Origin of the sequence: Pseudomonas sp. 18058 (genome assembly GCF_902706155.1) — a bacterium.
Classification (GTDB): Bacteria; Pseudomonadota; Gammaproteobacteria; order Pseudomonadales; family Pseudomonadaceae; genus Aquipseudomonas; species Aquipseudomonas rustica.
The window spans coordinates 82,131-100,512 of the sequence record NZ_CACSJY010000008.1; the positions used below are offsets into that span (position 1 = coordinate 82,131).

Sequence of the window (18,382 nt, forward strand, 5' to 3'; positions counted from 1 at the left end):
TATGGAGGCGCTTGGACAATTGATGGCGCATTTACAGAAGTCTTCGTTCTGAGAAAAGAACCATCAAACTCAGGCTTGATGGTCCGGTTAGGAGTATCTGTTTTCTATCATGAATTTTGGGGCTTTCCAGTTTGGGCCTTTGGCTGCCAAGCCTTTGTCGCCGTGTGCCAATACACCAGCAGCAAGAAGGCGCGCGTATGCCATTTCCAAAGCTCCGTATTCGGAGATCAGCTCTCGGTTATAACGTCTGATCATCATGTCCAGATGCGGATTCGCGTTGAACAGCGAGAATACGGTGACGATGTCATCCAAAGATTCATTTTTTACGATTTGCTCAATGGTGCTCATTACCACATCTCCTTGAGTAACTTCTGATATTCGCGCTCTTGCTGTAGGTCATCGGCTTCCAGAGCTTCCGGTGTGTAGAGCAAAGCCGGATCGTCTCTCAATTGATAGTCTTCCAAGGTCGCAGCATGCACGTTGTTCCATACGGGAGAGTCTTTGTCGGGCATTTCATTGTCGCCATACCCCATGGCTTTGAGTCGTTCAAATTCCCTGATTTCATGTGTGTAAAAACGCTTATCTGTGTCGGTCATCTCAAGCTCCCCTTGAAGAACTTTATATAACCTGTCGACCATGATTTCGTTTGCAGCTGATTTTGGGAATTTCAGGGTGTGGGATTCCACCGTAAAAACTCCTTCCGGTGTTGCAATTGCAGAACCCCAATGAGAAAGAATAATCGGTAATCCAATTTTCTCCGGATTGAACTTTCGGGTGCTGTGCTCTCCTTCTTGGATTGCTCCCTCGTATGGACTGCTGAACACCACATAAAGCGGAGCAATCCCTGAGTCATCAGGGAACACAATAATGAATCGTTCCCACCCCTCGACCAGAATCGGATTTATATCCAGTCGCCCTCTAACCGGGATAATGGCGGCTCCCGAGTAGGCGGGCGTATCTGTTTCCGTAATGGGTGATGCAGTAGAGCTGTTACCCGGTGAGTGGGCGGGCGTCCAGGTAAGGAAATCAGTTGGAGAATCCGGCAGAACGGCTTCGTACACGTCATTTAATAAATCGTATGCAGCGTTCAACACCAGAACACTTGAGCGCACATGGAAGTCGTCGGTAGTCGTGACGAATACTTCAGCGCCGGGGCCAAAAGATCGAATTCCCAATCCAACGGGTAGATCGAGTGTTCCTTGTCGGTCGGCGATTTCGCGCAATGTCTCGGGCGTTTCTGAAGAAAGTTCGGCAAACGGTACGCTCAGCGTGAATCGATCACCGTTACCCAAGCGCGATGGCATCAGCAGTGCCGCGAAACCGACAACTGCTGGAGCTATCAAAGCAGTTCCCGCCGTTGTCAGCGTCAAAAGCCCTGACCTCATAGCGTTGAGAATCGAGGTCGTCGTCGCAGGGGGCAGGCGAACTGCACTTGATGCGAACGAGAAAACCGGCCGGCTGACAGCCAGCGCTCCGGAGGCTGGGTAAACGGTGTGAATTTCCGATATTTGCCGAGGCTCTTCTACATCTCGTTCATCGGCCTCCGCTTGCGACTTCGCTGCTCTTTGCTGATTGATCTTTTGCGTTGCCAATTGAGCTTGCTGTTGAGCCACAGATGTAGCGGTTCTGATGGCGCCGTCGAGAGTTTCCTGACGTCGCTGCTCGGCTTCCAGTCGGGACTTTATTTGCTCGATTCGCTGCTCCATTTCTGCAGTAAGACGAGCCTGCTCCACAGCGAAAAACTGTGCGGCTGCTTCTGCATCGACTTGCGCTCTGGCAAGCGCTGTTTTCAATGCCAAAGCATCAGCTCGAGCCTTAGCCTTTTCACGCGCCGCATTTTCGATTAATTCATTGTAAAGTTTTCTCAATTCTTCTCTTTCTGCTTGGTCTCTGACTTCCTCCTCTTCCTGCTCTTTGCGAGCTATTTCATCGAGTTCTCTCTGGCGTTGCTGTTCAGCAGCAATTCGAGCGCGCTCGGCGTTGGCCAGACCCTCGAGTCGTGCCTGTTCGCGCGCTCTATGTTCTTCCTGTTGTCTGCGTGCAGCTTCAGCAAGGTCTTTCTGCCGTTGTTGCTGCGTTGCAATACGTGCTCGTTCAGCGGCCAGGCGCTGAGCTTCTGCGACCGCAGCAAGTCTTGCCTGCTCCTGCGCTCTGTTGTGTTCCGCCTGTCTGCGGGCCGCATCGGCAATGTCTCTCTGCCGTTGCTGCTCGGCTGCGATCCGGGCGTTTTCGGCTGCCACTCGAGCTGCCTCGGCCATCGCCGCATTCCTTGCGTGCTCATCAGCCTGTGCGGCCCTCAAGTAACTTTGTGCATTCATCGCTTGCTGGTGTAGCAGGGCAATCGATTTAGATAGAAGCTGGGCCTCATGCGCCGCGAGATAGGATTGCTCCCAGAGTTGTGTCGAGCGAGCGCCGGGCGAGATTAGCTTGTCGATGGTTGTCGCTTTACGAACGAAGTCGGTGAATGATTTATCTCTCGGGTCACTGCCGAAAAAAGCATTCGCAGTAATGTTTTTTTGCTGTAGTTCGACGGTCTTTCGAGCGCGTAATGTTTCCCTTATATCTACTTCTCTCTGCCACGCCTGAACGGCTGATATCGATGAAGCAGGCAGCAGTGATCTATTGGCTGCAATTTCTGCTTCCAGATTAACCGGCAGTGCTTGTGACTTGGTTTCAAATTCCTGCTGGACTTGTCTTTTTACTTCTTGAGTTCTGACAGATGTTTCCACCTGGTGGAGTTGAGTGTTGGTACCGTTCCCGAACATGCCACTGCCGCGAGGGCGTGAATGAGTGGTAATCGGGGTCATCCATTCCGGGGCTTGTCCAACAGTATGGATAGCCGGAAAATTATCTTGTGGTGGTCGTTGCATTTAAATTCCTTTTTAAATGCGGCATCGAAATAGCTTTGGCTGTGCGGCATTAGTCGCAAGCGTAAAGCTGCAAGCCTGCGCCAATGATGTGAGCAGGTATGTTTATGCTAAGTGATTAATTTCTAGGAATGGGCTTAGTGTGTTGTCGGAAACTTCTGGTACGACAAAGAGAGTCTGGGAAGCGATGAGACAGATTTTGTTAATGAATATGTAGGATTAGTAGGAATGCGGAAATTTCTTACAGTGCGCCGCGGTAGTTAGCTCAGCGCCTTGTAGGATCTGATCAATGCAGCGCCCATAAAAAAGGCCGCTGCAAACGCAGCGGCCAAGGTAAGACGTTGGATCAAGGAGCTACAAATCAACGTCAGTGAACACCGGGGCGATAAACCGAACACGTCGATTCATCTGAAATCTGTCAGCAATGGCCAGCGTTGCTCATGGCCAGTGCTTTGGCGCTTTTCGGCGTATCCCGTGAAAGCCCGCTCAGAATAAGCAGTTCGGCCTGTAGGAAAAATAGCGATTCCGGACATGCACTATTGCGGAGCATGCAACAGTCGCTGTGTCCCGGCATGCACCATGCGCTGCGCTGATGATCGTCCATCCAGCTCACTCATGGATCGCGCAAAGCCCCGTGCTGTGCGGGCATTCATCCTTTCGAGCGACAGCGTGAATACCTCCTTGGTGCGCTTATCGTCCGGTGGTGGCGGCAGTAGGGTGGGGCCTTCTGTCACTCACCGGGGAAGACGCATGACAAAAACAACAATGCGCGCCATCTTCACACCGCAAGCGCTGGCCGCTGCGGTGGCTCTGGGTTGCTGTGCCCAGGCGCAGGCGGTTTCGTTCAACATCGGCGAAATCGAAGGGACGTTCGACTCGTCCTTGTCGATCGGGGCGAGCTGGGGCATGCGCGATGCCGACAAGTCGCTGGTCGGCACGGTCAACGGCGGTACCGGGCAATCTTCCACGGGTGATGACGGGCGCCTGAACTTCAAGAAAGGCGATACCTTTTCGAAAATCTTCAAAGGCATTCACGACCTCGAACTGAAGTACGGCGACACCGGGGTGTTTGTGCGCGGCAAGTATTGGTACGACTTCGAGCTCAAGGACGAAGACCGCGAGTTCAAACAGATCAGCGACAGCGGTCGCAAGGAAGGCGCCAAGTCTTCCGGCGCGCAGATTCTCGATGCCTTCGTCTATCACAACTATTCCATCGCTGATTTGCCCGGCACTGTGCGCGCGGGTAAGCAGGTGGTGAGTTGGGGCGAAAGTACCTTCATCGGCAACTCGATCAACAGCATCAACCCGGTCGACGTTTCCGCGTTTCGCCGTCCCGGTGCCGAGATCAAGGAAGGCCTGATTCCGGTGAACATGTTGTTCGGTTCGCAAGGTCTGACCGATCAACTGACGGTCGAGGGTTTCTATCAACTGGAGTGGGATCAGACCGTTCTCGACAACTGCGGCACGTTCTTCGGTGTTGACGTGGCGGCGGATGGTTGCAACAACGGCTACACCGTCGGCAGTCCAGCGATTGCACCGTTTGTGCCGTTGACCCAGGCATTCGGTCAGGGCATTCAGGTCACTCGCGAAGGGGTGGTGATTCCCCGTGGCGGCGACCGCGATGCGCGGGATTCCGGGCAGTGGGGCACGGCGCTGCGCTGGCTCGGCGACGATACCGAGTACGGCCTCTATTTCATGAACTATCACAGCCGCACGCCAACGGTGGGCACCACCACGGCGGGGCTTTCGACGCTGGCGGCGTTGCCGGGCATGGTCGGCATTGCCAACGGTCTGGCGCCGGGCAGCGGTGCGGGGCTGGCGCAGAGCGTGATGCTTGGACGCGGTCAGTACTACCTCGAATACCCGGAAGACATTCGCCTGTACGGCGCGAGTTTCTCCACCACCTTACCGACCGGCACCGCGTGGACTGGCGAGATCAGCTACCGGCCCAACGCGCCGGTGCAGGTCAACACCAACGACTTGACGCTGGCGCTGCTCAACCCGATTGCCGGCGGTGCGGCCTCGCCACTGGCGACGTCGCCGGGCGCGGACAACAAAGGTTATCGCCGTAAAGAAGTGACGCAAGTGCAGAGCACCCTCACGCACTTCTTCGATCAGGTGTTGGGCGCTGAACGTCTGACCGTGGTCGGCGAAGCGGCGGTGGTGCACGTCGGTGGTCTGGAGTCGCGCAGTCAGCTGCGTTATGGCCGCGATTCGGTGTACGGCCAGTACGGTTTCGGTGGCGACACCGACGGCTTTGTCACCTCGACCTCGTGGGGCTACCGCGCCCGGGCGATTCTCGATTACGCCAACGTGGTCGGCGGGATCAACTTCAAACCCAACCTGTCGTGGTCGCATGACGTCGCCGGTTACGGGCCCAACGGCCTGTTCAACGAAGGCGCGAAAGCGATCAGCGTCGGCGTCGATGCCGACTACCGCAACACCTACACCGCGAGCCTCAGTTACACCGACTTTTTTGGCGGTGACTACAACGTCCTCGAAGACCGTGACTTCGTGGCCCTGAGCTTCGGCGTGAACTTCTGATCTGCCCGAGAAGGATGACTGCAATGCGCAAAATGATTCTGCAATGTGGTGTGCTGGCCATGAGTGTGCTGGCGGCCAACGTGATGGCGGCGGTGTCGCCGGATGAAGCGAACAAACTCGGCACCAGCCTGACCCCGCTCGGTGCTGAAAAGGCCGGCAACGCCGATGGCTCGATTCCGGCGTGGACCGGCGGTATCCCGAAAAACGCCGCCGCGGTGGACAGCAAAGGTTTCCTCGCCGACCCGTTCGCCAACGAGAAACCGTTGTTCACCATCACCCCGGCCAACGTCGACAAGTACAAAGACAAGCTGTCCGAAGGCCAGGTGGCGATGTTCAAGCGTTATCCTGAAACCTACAAAATTCCGGTCTACACCACTCACCGCACCGTCGCCGTGCCGCCGGAAATCTACGAATCGGCCAAGCGCAGTGCGCTCAACGTCACCACCATCAACGACGGTAACGGCCTGGCCAATTTCACCGGCAACCGCTACTACGCCTTCCCGATTCCGAAGAACGGCGTCGAGGTGTTGTGGAACCACATCACCCGTTACCACGGCGGCAACGTCAAACGCATCATCACTCAGGTGACCCCGCAGACTAACGGCAGCTACACACCGATCCGCTTCGAAGAAGAGATCGCCGTGCCGCAATTGATCAAGGATATCGACCCGGAAAAAGCCGCCAACGTGCTGACCTTTTTCAAACAGTCAGTGACCGCGCCGGCGCGTTTGGCCGGCAACGTACTGCTGGTGCACGAAACCCTCGATCAGGTGAAGGAGCCGCGTCTGGCGTGGATCTACAACGCCGGCCAGCGTCGGGTTCGTCGGGCGCCGCAAGTGGCGTATGACGGCCCGGGCACGGCGGCGGATGGCCTGCGTACTTCGGACAACTTCGACATGTTCTCCGGCGCACCGGATCGCTACGACTGGAAACTGGTCGGCAAAAAGGAAATGTACATCCCGTACAACAGCTACAAACTCGATTCGCCGAGCCTGAAATACGACGACATCGTCAAGGCCGGGCACATCAATCAGGATCTGACCCGTTACGAACTGCACCGTGTCTGGGAGGTGATCGGTACGGTGAAACCGAACGAGCGGCACATCTACGCCAAGCGCCACATGTACATCGATGAGGACAGCTGGCAAGTCGCACTGGTCGATCACTATGACGGTCGCGGTCAACTGTGGCGTGTGGCCGAAGGTCACTCTGAATATCACTACGAGCATCAGGCCCAGGCTTACACCCTCGAAGCGCTCTACGACATCATCGCCGGTCGCTACATTGCCCTGGGCATGAAGAACGAAGAGAAACACAGTTACGAATTCGGCTTCGAAGCCAAGGCTGCCGACTACACGCCATCGGCCTTGCGCGCCGAGGGCGTTCGGTAACGGTCTGGATACATCGGCAAGGCAAAAGGCGACCACCCGGTCGCCTTTTTTATGGGCCGCAATCAGCGCGCTGAATACTCGTCAACAAGGTGCCCGGAGCGGGCTAGGGTGAGTGCACAACGATAAGAAGGCTCACTCGATGACCGCCATGACGCCCTGCCTGGATCGCCGCGGATTTCTGCCCAGGCTTTCTTCCCATCATCAGTCGCGTACGCGCCTGAGCGAGCCACTGCTCGAATCCGTGGCGCGGGTGCGGCTGGTGTGCGCGCCGGCCGGCAGCGGCAAAAGTGCATTGCTTGCTGAATGTCTGTTTCAGGCGCCGCCCGCGTGCGAGGTGCGGTGGTTGCCTTTGGCTGGCGCAATGCTCAGTCCCGCCGACTTCTGCCAGCGTCTGGCGCAGACGTTGGGACTGGCCGAGCGGGTGGATGAGGCGCGGTTGATCGCGACGCTGGCACGTTGGGCTGAGCCGACCTGGTTGTTTATCGACGATTACTGTCGTCTGCCCGATCCGGCGCTGGATGCGTTGCTTGATCGCTTGCTGGCGGTCAGCAGTCCGGCACTCACGTGGTGGATCGGCACGCGCCGACGTCCGCAATGCAACTGGCCGCGTTTGCTGCTCGACGATGAGTTATATGAATCTGAAAGCGTGACCCTCGCTCTGACCCAAGACGAAATCGCCTGTGCGTTGACGCATTTGACGGCAGAGCAGGCCCACAGTGTGGCCGGGCGAATTGTCCAGCGCACCGGCGGCTGGTGCGCCGGGGTGCGCATGGCGCTGCTGCAAAAGTGCGACTGGACGCAAAGTCTGCAACCGCAACAACGGGTCGATACGCTGCTCGATTATCTGCAACACGAACTCTTCAGCAGCCTTACGCCGGAGCTGGCTGAAACCTGGCGGGTGTTGGCGCATCTGCCGCGATTCAATGCCGAACTGTGCGAGCACTTGTTCGGTGCCGGCGAGGGTGCGCAACTCTTGCGCACGCTGCAAACGCTGGGCTGCTTTATCGAGCCGTGGCACGAATCGGCTGAATGGCTGCAAGTGTTCCCGCCGCTCGCGCAAGTCATGCGCGAAGAGCAATGGCCGGCGAGCCGTTCCTGGCATCGGCGTGCCTGTCAGTTTTTTACCGTCGGCAAGGATTGGCGTTCGGCGTTCGAGCAGGCGCTGCTCGCAGAAGAATTCGAAGTGGCGGTCAGCCTGTTGCAGCACTTCAGTTTCGAGCATCTTTTTGAAGAGCAGACCGTGGTGTTGTTGCTGCAATTGCACGAGCAACAGGGCGAAGAATTGATTTTGAGTTCGCCGCAATTGGTCGGTCTGTTTACTGGGGCGCTGTTATTTGCCGGACGGTTTGAACAAGCAGAACAATGCATTGCGCATATGACGCGATTCCTGCCACAACCGTCAGCGCAATCCGAGCGGCAGTTAATTGCCCGTTGGCAGGCGCAACAGGGTTGGCTCCTGCATTTGCAAGGGCAGATGCAGCCTGCGCAGGAACACTTTCAGCAGGCGCTGGCCGAACTGGCCCCCGAGACGTGGCCGACCCGACTGCTGTGCCTGTCGGGGCTGACTCAGCAGGCATTTCTGCGCGGTGAACTCGACGTGGCGCAGGCGTTCAACCGGCAAGCGCTGTGCCTGGCGCGGGCGCATGATTCATTGGTCTTCGAAGGCCTGCTCGAACTTGATCATGCGCACCTGCTCGAACAGCGCGGTGCGAGCGCGCGGGCCGAGGCGTTATTGAGCAACATGGATGAATTGCTTCGCGAACACACTGTGCGGCTGACGCCTTTGCACGGCAGGATCGCGCTGCTGCGCGGGCGCCTCGCACTTAATCAGGGGCTGGACGAATGCGCGGCGGCACTGTTTCAAAGTGGCCTGAATGATTGCCTGCGCAGCCACGACAAACGAGTGCTGTACGGCTATTTGGGACAGGCGCAATTGGCGGCCAATCAGCGTGATTTTGAGCTGGCCTTCAATCGGCTCCGGGCGGCTGAACGCTTGATGCAGCAGCGGCAGATTCCCGACACGGTCTATCGCGGTGTGCTGCTGCAGGTCAGCAGCCATTTCTGGTTGCAACAGCAACGTCAGGATCTCGCTTGTGAAGCGCTGAGCCGCGTGTTGCGCCATTACCAAGGAGCTCAAGCTGTGCAGGCTCCGCCAGCAACCGTGTTGCTGATCCCGAGAATTGAATACCTGCTGATCCTTGCTCGCGCTGCCGGTTCGCCGATGGACGCTGAGCACCTGGCGCAGTTGCAGCGCAGGATGAACCAGGCCCAATCCAGCGCGATGAACGCCTTGCACACGGAATTGCAGCTGGTCATCGCCGAGCTTTTGTGGCTCGCCGGCCGCAAGGATGAAGCCGATAAAGCCTTGCGACAGGGGCTGCGGCTGGCGGCGGATTTTCAGTGCCGTCAGGCGTTGCAAGAATTGAGTCTGCGCAGGGCCGAGATGCTGCAAACGGTGGCGCTGCCATCGGCTCATCATGCGGATTTTGAAAACTCCGCCAGTTTGCCTTTGTTGAGTCAGCGCGAACTGAAAGTTTTAAAGCTGATTGCCCTCGGTTATTCGAATCAACAGATTGCCGATGAAATGTTTATCTCGTTACACACGGTAAAGACTCACGCTCGACGTATTAACGTAAAGCTCTGCGTAGAACGCCGGACTCAGGCGGTCGCGAAGGCAAAATTGTTAGGCGTGCTGAGTTAAAAATAAAGCGTGTTAACAGTGCGTTGAAGTCATTGAGACGTTTTGCATGCTTTGCCCATATTTTGAATTGCTTGTCGGTTTTTTTGTTTTCGCCAACTGAAGTAATTTTTGCCCGTTGACCTGCCATTCGGCTGGTCTCGTTCTGAAATAACTCAGGGGCATTGAATCAACTTGTTTGATAAGCGAATTTTGGCGAACGTGCAAGAACCTGCAAAGTGGCTGGGAAATGCCGAGGGTGATAAGCAGCTCGAGTTTGCGCAGTTAGAGCAACAGCTTGTTGCCAGTCGACTGCATCTCGAACGACAACTGGGGCACCTGACCGATCTCCAGTCTTATGCACGCTTTGTCATTGCTGATTCGATCAGGCTCGATTTAGGTGCGGTATTGAATCCTGATCAAGTCACCGTTCGTTCACAATATGTTTTCAAAGTACGCCCGCACACTATTCAGCAGGACAACTCACGGAGTCTGACCGAGTTTGCGCTGTATGGGCTGCACGACAAATCGTCACGCGCCCGACTCGAATGCGTGAGCGAAATTATTTTCGGGCTGGTTTTTGATGGCGTTGTCACGGCGGTCACTGCACTGAGTTTCGTCTTTCCGCCGGCGGGCATTGCTCTGAGTGTTGTGTTGTTCACCAAAGAAACGTTATCCGGCCTTGATGCACTTGTTCAGGGTGATCGGGCGAAAGCGCTGAAGCATTTTGTGGAAGCAATTGCGGAACTGGCCTCGTTGGGCAAGGCTGCCGCGGGTAAGCGCGCTGCGTCGAAAATGCAAAGTAGCTTCGGTTCACTCATCGGTGACGTTTATAAGATCGAGAGTTTTTACAGGCAGGCAACAGGACACCCTGGTCTGCCCGGTCTGGCAAAAGATGCCATTCAGGAGCTCTTGGATGACCCACAAGCCCTGACCAGTAAAACCACGGTTATCTGACCCAGTCCCGTGCCATGCCACAGCGTCGCACACTAATGGCGCTGCTCAGCGACTGACCTCATCGCTTTGAAAGCCCATTCGCCAGCTCACGGCCCGCGTCGCCGCCAACAAGCGCTGCGCCGCCGGGCCGTTTTCGTCAGCGTGAAACAACGAGGTCGGGCCGACGATAGTGAGCACGGCTGCGACCTGGCCGACGGCATTGAACACCGGCGCGGACAACGCGTCCACGCCGGGCATCAGCAAGCCGTGAACATGGTGCAGACCGCGTTCGCGGATCTGTTCGCACAGGGTTGTGTAAGTCTTTTCGTCTTTGAGCGGGTGATCGGCAACGGCGATTTCCTGCTCGCGCAGATCATCGGTTTCCCGATGCGGCAGAAACGCGCTGAACACCAGTCCCGTTGAAGAACTGAGCAGCGGCAGCACCGAGCCCAACTGCGTTACCACCGTCACCGCACGCACCGCCGGTTCGATGTGCACAACGGTTGCACCCTGATTGCCCCACACCGCCAAAAAACAGGTCTCGTTGAGTTCGTCGCGCAGTTCGGCCAACGGCAGGGCGGCGACTTTCAGCACGTCCATACTGTTGAGTGCGGCCAAACCCACGCGCAACGCTTCGCGGCCGAGACCGTAATGGTTGGTGGCGGCGTTCTGCTCGGCAAAACCCGAGGCGATCAACGCCTGTAAATAGCGATGCACCTTGCTCGCCGGCATCTGTACGTGTTCGGCCAGACGCGACAGCGAGGTCGACGGTGACAACTCGGCCAAAGCCTTGAGGATGTCGGTGCCGACTTCGGCGGAGCGGACTTTCTGTTTGCCGTTACTGTCGCTGGTTTTTTCCATGGTGCGGCCGGGTTCCGATACGAATGGGCGTCTTTATAGCTTGACGCTGGATAGCGAGCAAATTACGTTATGCGTAATCGAATTACGATAATAACAACCCCGGCGTGCCGAAACCTCTGAGCCAGAGCGATGGGCCACTGCCGACTCCCTGTTCAGGAGGCTCCATGAACCTCGATTCAACCGCTCAGGCGCTGGCGTATCAGTCCGGTTTCGGCAACGAATTCAGCACTGAAGCGTTGCCCGGCGCGCTGCCCGTCGGCCAGAACTCCCCGCAAAAAGCCCCGTACGGCCTCTACACCGAATTGTTTTCCGGCACCGCGTTCACCATGGCCCGCAGTGAAGCGCGGCGCACCTGGATGTACCGGATTCAGCCGTCGGCCAATCACCCGGCGTTCGTCAAACTGGAACGGCAATTGGCCGGTGGGCCGTTGGGCGATGTGACACCGAATCGTCTGCGCTGGAATCCGCTGGAGATTCCCGCTGAGCCGACTGATTTCATCGATGGCATGGTGAGCATGGTGGCCAACTCCGCCGCCGAAAAACCGTCCGGCATCAGCATTTACAACTACGCCGCCAATCGTTCGATGGAACGCGTGTTCTTCAATGCCGACGGCGAACTGCTGCTAGTGCCGCAACTCGGCCGTCTGCGCATCGCCACTGAATTGGGTGTGCTGGAAGTGGCGCCGCTGGAAATCGTCGTGCTGCCGCGCGGCTTGAAATTCCGCGTTGAACTGCTCGACCCGCAAGCGCGCGGTTATGTCGCCGAGAACCATGGCGCGCCGCTGCGTCTGCCCGATCTGGGGCCGATTGGCAGCAACGGTCTGGCCAATCCGCGCGACTTCCTGACGCCGGTTGCCGCTTACGAAAATCTGCAGCAGCCAACCACGCTGGTGCAGAAATTCCTCGGTCAGTTGTGGGCCACTGAACTCAATCACTCGCCGCTGAACGTGGTCGCCTGGCACGGCAATAACGTGCCGTACAAATACGACCTGCGCCGTTTCAACACCATCGGTACGGTCAGTTTCGATCACCCGGATCCGTCGATCTTCACCGTGCTGACCTCGCCGACCAGCGTGCACGGTCTGGCCAACCTCGACTTCGTGATCTTCCCGCCGCGCTGGATGGTCGCCGAAAACACCTTCCGGCCACCGTGGTTCCACCGCAACCTGATGAACGAATTCATGGGCCTGATCCAGGGTGAATACGACGCCAAGGCTGAAGGCTTCGTGCCCGGCGGCGCGTCGCTGCACAGCTGCATGAGCGCCCACGGCCCGGACGGCGAGACCTGCACCAAGGCGATCAACGCCGAGCTCAAACCGGCGAAAATCGACAACACCATGGCCTTCATGTTCGAGACCAGTCAGGTGCTGCGCCCAAGCCGTTTCGCCCTCGACTGCCCGCAACTGCAATCTACTTACGACGCTTGCTGGGCCACGCTGCCCGCCACGTTCGACCCGACCCGGAGATAACCCATGACGCAGAATTCCATCACCCGCAGCTGGGTCGCTTCAGCCAACGGTCACGCAGATTTCCCGCTGCAGAACTTGCCGCTCGGTGTGTTCAGTATCGACGGTTCGGCGCCGCGCGCATGTGTGGCGATTGGCGAACAGATTTTTGATCTGCAAGTCGCGCTGGAAGCCGGGCTGTTCGACGGCGCCGCGCGCAGTGCCGTCGAAGCCATGCACGGCGGCCACTTGAACGCGTTTTTTGAACTCGGTCGCGACGCTCGTGTGGCTCTGCGCGAACGCTTGCTGGAACTGTTCAGCGAAGGCAGCACGCACCGTGGCAGCATCGAAGCGCAAGGTGCAAAACTGCTGCCTCTGGCCGCCGATTGCCAACTGCACCTGCCGGCACGCATCAGCGATTACACCGACTTCTACGTCGGCATCGAGCACGCGCAGAACGTCGGCAAACTGTTCCGTCCGGATAACCCGTTGCTGCCGAATTACAAGCACGTGCCGATCGGTTACCACGGTCGCGCCTCCACCGTGCGCGCCTCCGGCACCGATGTGCGTCGCCCGAAAGGCCAGACGCTACCAGCCGGTCAGACTGAGCCGACTTTCGGCCCGTGCGCACGTCTGGACTATGAACTGGAACTGGGCATCTGGATCGGTCAGGGCAACGAGATGGGCGATTCGATCGCCATCGGCGATGCCGCTGATCACATCGCCGGTTTCTGCCTGCTCAACGATTGGTCGGCGCGCGATATCCAGGCGTGGGAATACCAGCCGCTGGGCCCGTTCCTGTCGAAGAGCTTCATCACCAGCGTTTCGCCGTGGGTCGTAACAGCAGAAGCGCTGGCGCCATTCCGCACCGCGCAACCGAAGCGTCCGGAGGGTGATCCGCAGCCGCTGCCGTACCTGTTCGATCAACGCGATCAGGACGGCGGTGCTTTCGACATCGAACTGGAAGTGCTGCTGCTCACCGAAGCCATGCGCGAACAGAATCTGCCAGCCCATCGCCTGACCCTGAGCAATACCCGCTACATGTACTGGACTGTCGCGCAAATGGTCGCGCACCACAGCGTCAACGGTTGCCAGTTGCAGGCCGGTGATCTGTTCGGTTCGGGCACCTTGTCCGGCCCGGAAAACGGTCAGTTCGGCAGCCTGCTGGAAATCACCGAGGGCGGTAAAAAACCGATCGAACTGGCCTCCGGCGAAGTGCGCAAATTCCTTGAAGACGGTGACGAAATCATCCTGCGCGCACGTTGCGCCCGTGATGGTTTCGCCTCGATCGGCTTCGGCGAATGCCGTGGCAAAGTGTTGGCGGCGCGCTGACAGGAGCGGTTCATGGATCTCTATACCTACTACCGTTCGACCTCGTCGTATCGCGTGCGGATCGCGCTGGCATTGAAGGGCCTCGATTATCAGGCGTTGCCGGTCAATCTGATCGCGCCGTCCGGTGGCGAGCATCGGCAAGCGGCGTATCTGGCGATCAATCCACAAGGCCGGGTGCCGGCCTTGCGCACTGACGAGGGTGAGTTGTTGATCCAGTCGCCGGCGATCATCGAGTACCTGGAGGAACGTTATCCACAGGTGCCGTTGTTGCCGGAAGACCTCGCGGCCCGCGCCCATGTGCGTGCTGTCGCGGCGGTGATCGGTTGCGACGTGCATCCGCTGCACAACGTCAGCGTGCTCAATCGCCTGCGCCAGTTGGGGCAGGAAGAGCCGCAGGTAGTTGAGTGGATCAGTCACTGGATCAGCCAAGGCTTGGCCACGGTGGAGCAGTTGATTGGTGATAGCGGTTTCTGTTTCGGCGAGTGGCCGTGTGTGGCGGATGTTTACCTGATTCCGCAGTTGTATGCGGCTGAGCGGTTCAATGTGTCGTTGGAGGCTTATCCGCGAATCTGCCGAGTGGCGGCGCTGGCGGCAGACCATCCGGCATTCATCAAAGCCCATCCCGCGAATCAACCTGACACCCCGTAACCAAAATTGTGACTGATCGTTCCCACGCTCTGCGTGGGAACGCATCCCGTGACGCTCTGCGTCACAGTGGACGCAGAGCGTCCCCGGCGGCATTCCCACGCGGAGCGTGGGAACGATCCGGTGGCCACAGCAAAAAATCATAAAAACAAAACAGGTACCTTGCGATGCACAACCAGATTGCCAGCTTCCGTGCGGCACTCGACGCCCGTCCGGTGTCCCGCTATCAGTGGTTGCTCCTGATCCTGCTCGCCTTGCTGCTCGTCACCGACGGCTACGACGCGCAGGTGCTCGGTTACGTTGTCCCGGCACTGGCTCAGGATTGGGGTCTGGAAAAAGCCGCATTCGGACCTGTTTTCAGCGCCAACCTGCTCGGTTTGACCATTGGTTCGCTGGTGGTCACGCCATTGGCCGACCGCTTCGGCGTGCGACGGATTCTGCTTGCTTGCGTGCTGATCTACGCCACGCTCACCGTGTTGATGGTGTTCGCCGATTCCCTGAATACGCTGATGATCGCGCGTTTTATCTGCGGCATCGGCATGGGCGGCGCGATGCCCAGCGCGATGGCGTTGATGTCGGAATATTCGCCACCACGCTTGCGTACTTTGATGGTGACGCTGGCGGCGTGCGGTTTTTCGTTCGGTGGTGCGGCCGGTGGTTTTGTCGCGGCCGGATTTATCGATCAGTTCGGCTGGCAAGCAGTGTTCCTCGCTGGCGGCGTGACGCCGTTGCTGCTGTTTCCGTTGCTCTGGTGGATGCTGCCGGAGTCGCTGCCGCGTTTGCTGCGTGACGCGCCGCCGTATGCGCGCCTGCGCAAAGTCACCGCGCGAATGTTGCCGGACTGGCATCCGCCAGTGGTGAGCGTCGAGCAAAACGAACGCGAGCAGGGCAGCAAACTGACCGTGGTTGAATTGTTCCGCAACGGCTACGCGCGACCGACGCTGCTGATCTGGGCGACGTTTTTTGTCAGCCTGATTCTTCTGTATTTCATGATCAGTTGGCTGCCGACGTTGCTGCTGGAAAGTGGCCTGACACTCAACGAAGCCAATCTGGTGACGTCGATGTTCCTGTTCGCCGGCACCCTCGGCGCGATTTGCATGGCGTGGTTTGCCGACCGTTTAAAGCGCAAGGTGCGGCTGTTGTCTGGCGTGTTGGCCGGCGCGGCGCTGTGTACGATTTTGCTCGGCCTTAATCACGACAATCCGCGTTACCTGGTGGCCTGCGTGTTTGCGGCGGGGTTCTGCATCATCGGCGGGCAACTGACGTTGAATGCGTTCGCGAGTAATTTTTATCCGGCGCACGTTCGCGCCACGGGTACTGGTTGGGCATTGGGTGTAGGGCGTTTTGGTTCGATTCTCGGGCCGTTGTTCGGCAGCCTGCTACTGGCGATGCACATTCCGGTGGCGCAGATTTTCTTCTTCTGCGCGATTCCGGCGGTCATTGCGGCGCTGCTGATCATCCAGGTGCGCTCGCCTTCCGAAACCGCACCGCCCCCTGTAGGAGCAAGGCTTGCCCGCGAAGAACGATAACGCGATCTGACGTATGGATCGAGGCGGCTGCTTCGCGGGCAAGCCTTGCTCCTACAAGATTGTGTGGCGGGAGTCAGTGGACGACAGAATTAGGCGGCAGGTGGCTTAGCCGGTCGGTCAGGCGCAGCCGCTGGATCGGATCATCGCTCAGCAACAACGCACGCTCCAGATCGAAGCGCTCGGCATTCGGGCAATCCAGCCGCTGATACAAACTCGCCCGCGCCAGATAATCAGCGGCAGCAGCATCGCCCAGTTCGAGTACCCGTTCAGCGTCGATCAGCGAGGCAATGTAGTCCTCATGGGTCAGGTGCAACTGCCGCAAGTTGCGCGACAAACGTTGCAGCATCTGCACCGGCGAGGCGGTCAGTAAATGCTCGGCGTTGAGCTTCATGTTCGGCCCGTACTGGCGCTGCAACAACTCGCGACAATCATTCGGATACAGGCGTCGACCGCCGCAGGGATCAAGCAGGTGATCAGCCCCCGGTACTCGCAGCAGGAAGTGCCCGGGGAAGTTGACCCCGACCAGCGGAATCTCCAGGCCCTGTGCCAACTCCAGCGCAATCAACGCCAGCGCCAAAGGCTGACCGCGACGGGTCTGCATGACTTTGGGCAGTATCGCCGCCTGCGGTCGTAACGGCAAAAAATCATCCTGAGCGAAACCCAGATCGGTCATCCGCCGCAGCAACGGTTGCGCCAGTTCACTGACCGGCAGCATCGGCAGCCCATAACTCACCCGCTGTTGCAGCTCTTTGAAGTCGTGCAGCAGCGCCGCCGGGTCGACGTCTTTTTCGTGCTCGGCAGCAATCCACAACGCGGCTTCTAACAGCGCGGGCGGTGAACGGTGCAGGCACTCGAAAAATCGTTGACGCGGACTCATCGCAATCTCCCTCGAATGCCTCGTTTTAGCCCCGTCAGTGCTATTCGTCCAGTGGCGGATTTTGCAGCGATTGAGTTATGCCGCAAAACATCTGTCTTCGAGGCCGCTTATTCCGGTGCGCTCCAGCAATTTTCAGGCGCAAGCCTATACTGGCGTTCTACAAGAAGTGATTCGGGAGCCCAACAATGTTTGCGCTCATGCAAAGCACTCGCCTGGATTCGCTGCACCTTAGCGTCGACCCGGTTTCAGGGTTGAAGGCGGTCATTGCCATCCATAACAGTCGCCTCGGGCCAGCCCTGGGCGGGTGTCGTTACCTTGCCTATCCGAATGATGAATCAGCCATCGAGGATGCCATTCGCCTGGCTCAGGGTATGAGCTACAAAGCCGCGCTGGCGGGATTGCCGCAGGGCGGTGGCGTTGCGGTGATCGTGCGGCCGGCGCATGTGGAAAATCGTGCGGCGCTGTTCGAGGCGTTCGGTCGCTGCATCGATCAGCTTGATGGCCGTTACATCACCGCCATCGACAGCGGCACCTCAGTGGCGGACATGGATTGCATCGCTCTACAAACCCAACACGTCACCAGCACTACTTCGGCGGGCGATCCGGCCCCGCATGCGGCAATGGGCGTGTTCGCCGGCATTCGCGCGACCGCCATGGCGCGGCTGGGCAGCGATAATCTTGAAGGTTTGCGCGTGGCGATTCAGGGTTTGGGCAATGTCGGGTATGCGCTGGCGGAGCAACTACACGCGGCGGGTGCCGAATTGCTGGTCAGCGATATCGACCACGGCAAGGTGCAACTGGCGATGGAGCAACTCAACGCGCATCCGATTGCCAACGATGCGTTGCTCAGTACGCCGTGCGACATTCTTGCGCCGTGTGGGCTGGGCGGGGTGCTCAACAGTCACACCGTCACACAATTGCGTTGCTCGGCGGTGGCGGGCTCGGCGAACAATCAACTGACGCATCTGGACGTGGCTGATCAATTGGAACGGCGCGGGATTCTCTATGCGCCGGATTATGTGATCAATGCCGGTGGGCTGATTTATGTTTCGCTGAAGCATCGCGGCGAAGAGTTGCCGACAATTACCGCGCATTTGTCGAAAATCAGTTCGCGACTGACGGAAGTGTTTGCTCATGCGCAGGCGGAGAAGCGTTCGCCGGCGCGGGTGGCGGACGAGTTGGCGGAGCGGGTTTTGTATCGGTGATGGGGGGAAGATCAAAAGATCGCAGCCTTCGGCAGCTCCTACAGGGGCTGCGATCCTTTGTTGATTACTTCGG

The 18,382-nt window shown here is 58.3% G+C and carries 13 protein-coding genes; 9 read left to right on the forward strand and 4 right to left on the reverse strand.

The genetic code is table 11. The features are described from left to right. Positions 1-87: 87 nt before the first annotated feature. The gene (locus tag GVL50_RS06575) at positions 88-348 is read right to left on the reverse strand and encodes a hypothetical protein (RefSeq protein WP_053117206.1); all 261 of its coding nucleotides are present in this window, start codon (positions 346-348) and stop codon (positions 88-90) included. Then, positions 348-2,870 (reverse strand): S-type pyocin domain-containing protein, encoded by a 2,523-nt coding sequence (locus GVL50_RS06580; RefSeq protein ID WP_256671829.1) that lies wholly within the window; start codon positions 2,868-2,870, stop codon positions 348-350. Before GVL50_RS06580 ends, GVL50_RS06575 begins: the two co-directional genes overlap by 1 nt. Before the next feature lie 747 nt (positions 2,871-3,617). Between GVL50_RS06580 and GVL50_RS06585 the strand changes: the two genes are divergently transcribed. From GVL50_RS06585 to GVL50_RS06600, 4 genes are all read left to right on the forward strand, one after another. Next, positions 3,618-5,411 (forward strand): DUF1302 domain-containing protein, encoded by a 1,794-nt coding sequence (locus tag GVL50_RS06585; RefSeq protein WP_159812178.1) that lies wholly within the window; start codon positions 3,618-3,620, stop codon positions 5,409-5,411. A gap of 23 nt (positions 5,412-5,434) precedes the next feature. Further along, positions 5,435-6,802: a DUF1329 domain-containing protein gene (locus GVL50_RS06590; protein ID WP_159812179.1), complete on the forward strand. Its 1,368-nt coding sequence runs from the start codon at positions 5,435-5,437 to the stop codon at positions 6,800-6,802. Positions 6,803-6,941: 139 nt separating this feature from the next. Continuing rightward, the gene (locus tag GVL50_RS06595; RefSeq protein WP_159812180.1) at positions 6,942-9,503 is read left to right on the forward strand and encodes a LuxR C-terminal-related transcriptional regulator; all 2,562 of its coding nucleotides are present in this window, start codon (positions 6,942-6,944) and stop codon (positions 9,501-9,503) included. A gap of 171 nt (positions 9,504-9,674) precedes the next feature. After that, a complete protein-coding gene (locus tag GVL50_RS06600; protein WP_159812181.1) occupies positions 9,675-10,436 on the forward strand; it encodes a hypothetical protein in 762 nt (253 codons plus the stop codon). A 45-nt stretch (positions 10,437-10,481) separates the two neighbouring features. On the opposite strand, the gene GVL50_RS06605 is transcribed toward GVL50_RS06600, so the two are convergent. Then, positions 10,482-11,276 (reverse strand): IclR family transcriptional regulator, encoded by a 795-nt coding sequence (locus tag GVL50_RS06605; RefSeq protein WP_159812182.1) that lies wholly within the window; start codon positions 11,274-11,276, stop codon positions 10,482-10,484. A 164-nt stretch (positions 11,277-11,440) separates the two neighbouring features. Between GVL50_RS06605 and hmgA the strand changes: the two genes are divergently transcribed. The 4 genes from hmgA (at position 11,441) to GVL50_RS06625 (ending at position 16,227) form a co-directional block, all read left to right on the forward strand. Continuing rightward, positions 11,441-12,745: a homogentisate 1,2-dioxygenase gene (gene hmgA / locus GVL50_RS06610; RefSeq protein WP_159812183.1), complete on the forward strand. Its 1,305-nt coding sequence runs from the start codon at positions 11,441-11,443 to the stop codon at positions 12,743-12,745. 3 nt (positions 12,746-12,748) lie between these two features. Next, positions 12,749-14,053 (forward strand): fumarylacetoacetase, encoded by a 1,305-nt coding sequence (fahA, locus tag GVL50_RS06615; protein WP_159812184.1) that lies wholly within the window; start codon positions 12,749-12,751, stop codon positions 14,051-14,053. A 12-nt stretch (positions 14,054-14,065) separates the two neighbouring features. Beyond that, the gene (gene maiA, locus GVL50_RS06620) at positions 14,066-14,701 is read left to right on the forward strand and encodes a maleylacetoacetate isomerase (protein WP_159812185.1); all 636 of its coding nucleotides are present in this window, start codon (positions 14,066-14,068) and stop codon (positions 14,699-14,701) included. Between the two features lie 164 nt (positions 14,702-14,865). After that, a complete protein-coding gene (locus GVL50_RS06625) occupies positions 14,866-16,227 on the forward strand; it encodes an aromatic acid/H+ symport family MFS transporter (RefSeq protein WP_159812186.1) in 1,362 nt (453 codons plus the stop codon). A 73-nt stretch (positions 16,228-16,300) separates the two neighbouring features. Here GVL50_RS06625 and GVL50_RS06630 read toward each other — a convergent pair whose 3' ends face one another. Continuing rightward, the gene (locus GVL50_RS06630) at positions 16,301-17,104 is read right to left on the reverse strand and encodes a transglutaminase family protein (protein ID WP_159812187.1); all 804 of its coding nucleotides are present in this window, start codon (positions 17,102-17,104) and stop codon (positions 16,301-16,303) included. A 185-nt stretch (positions 17,105-17,289) separates the two neighbouring features. Between GVL50_RS06630 and GVL50_RS06635 the strand changes: the two genes are divergently transcribed. Further along, positions 17,290-18,309, forward strand: a complete 1,020-nt coding sequence (locus GVL50_RS06635) for a Glu/Leu/Phe/Val dehydrogenase dimerization domain-containing protein (protein WP_159812188.1) — start codon at positions 17,290-17,292, stop codon at positions 18,307-18,309. The last annotated feature ends 73 nt before the right edge of the window (positions 18,310-18,382 follow it).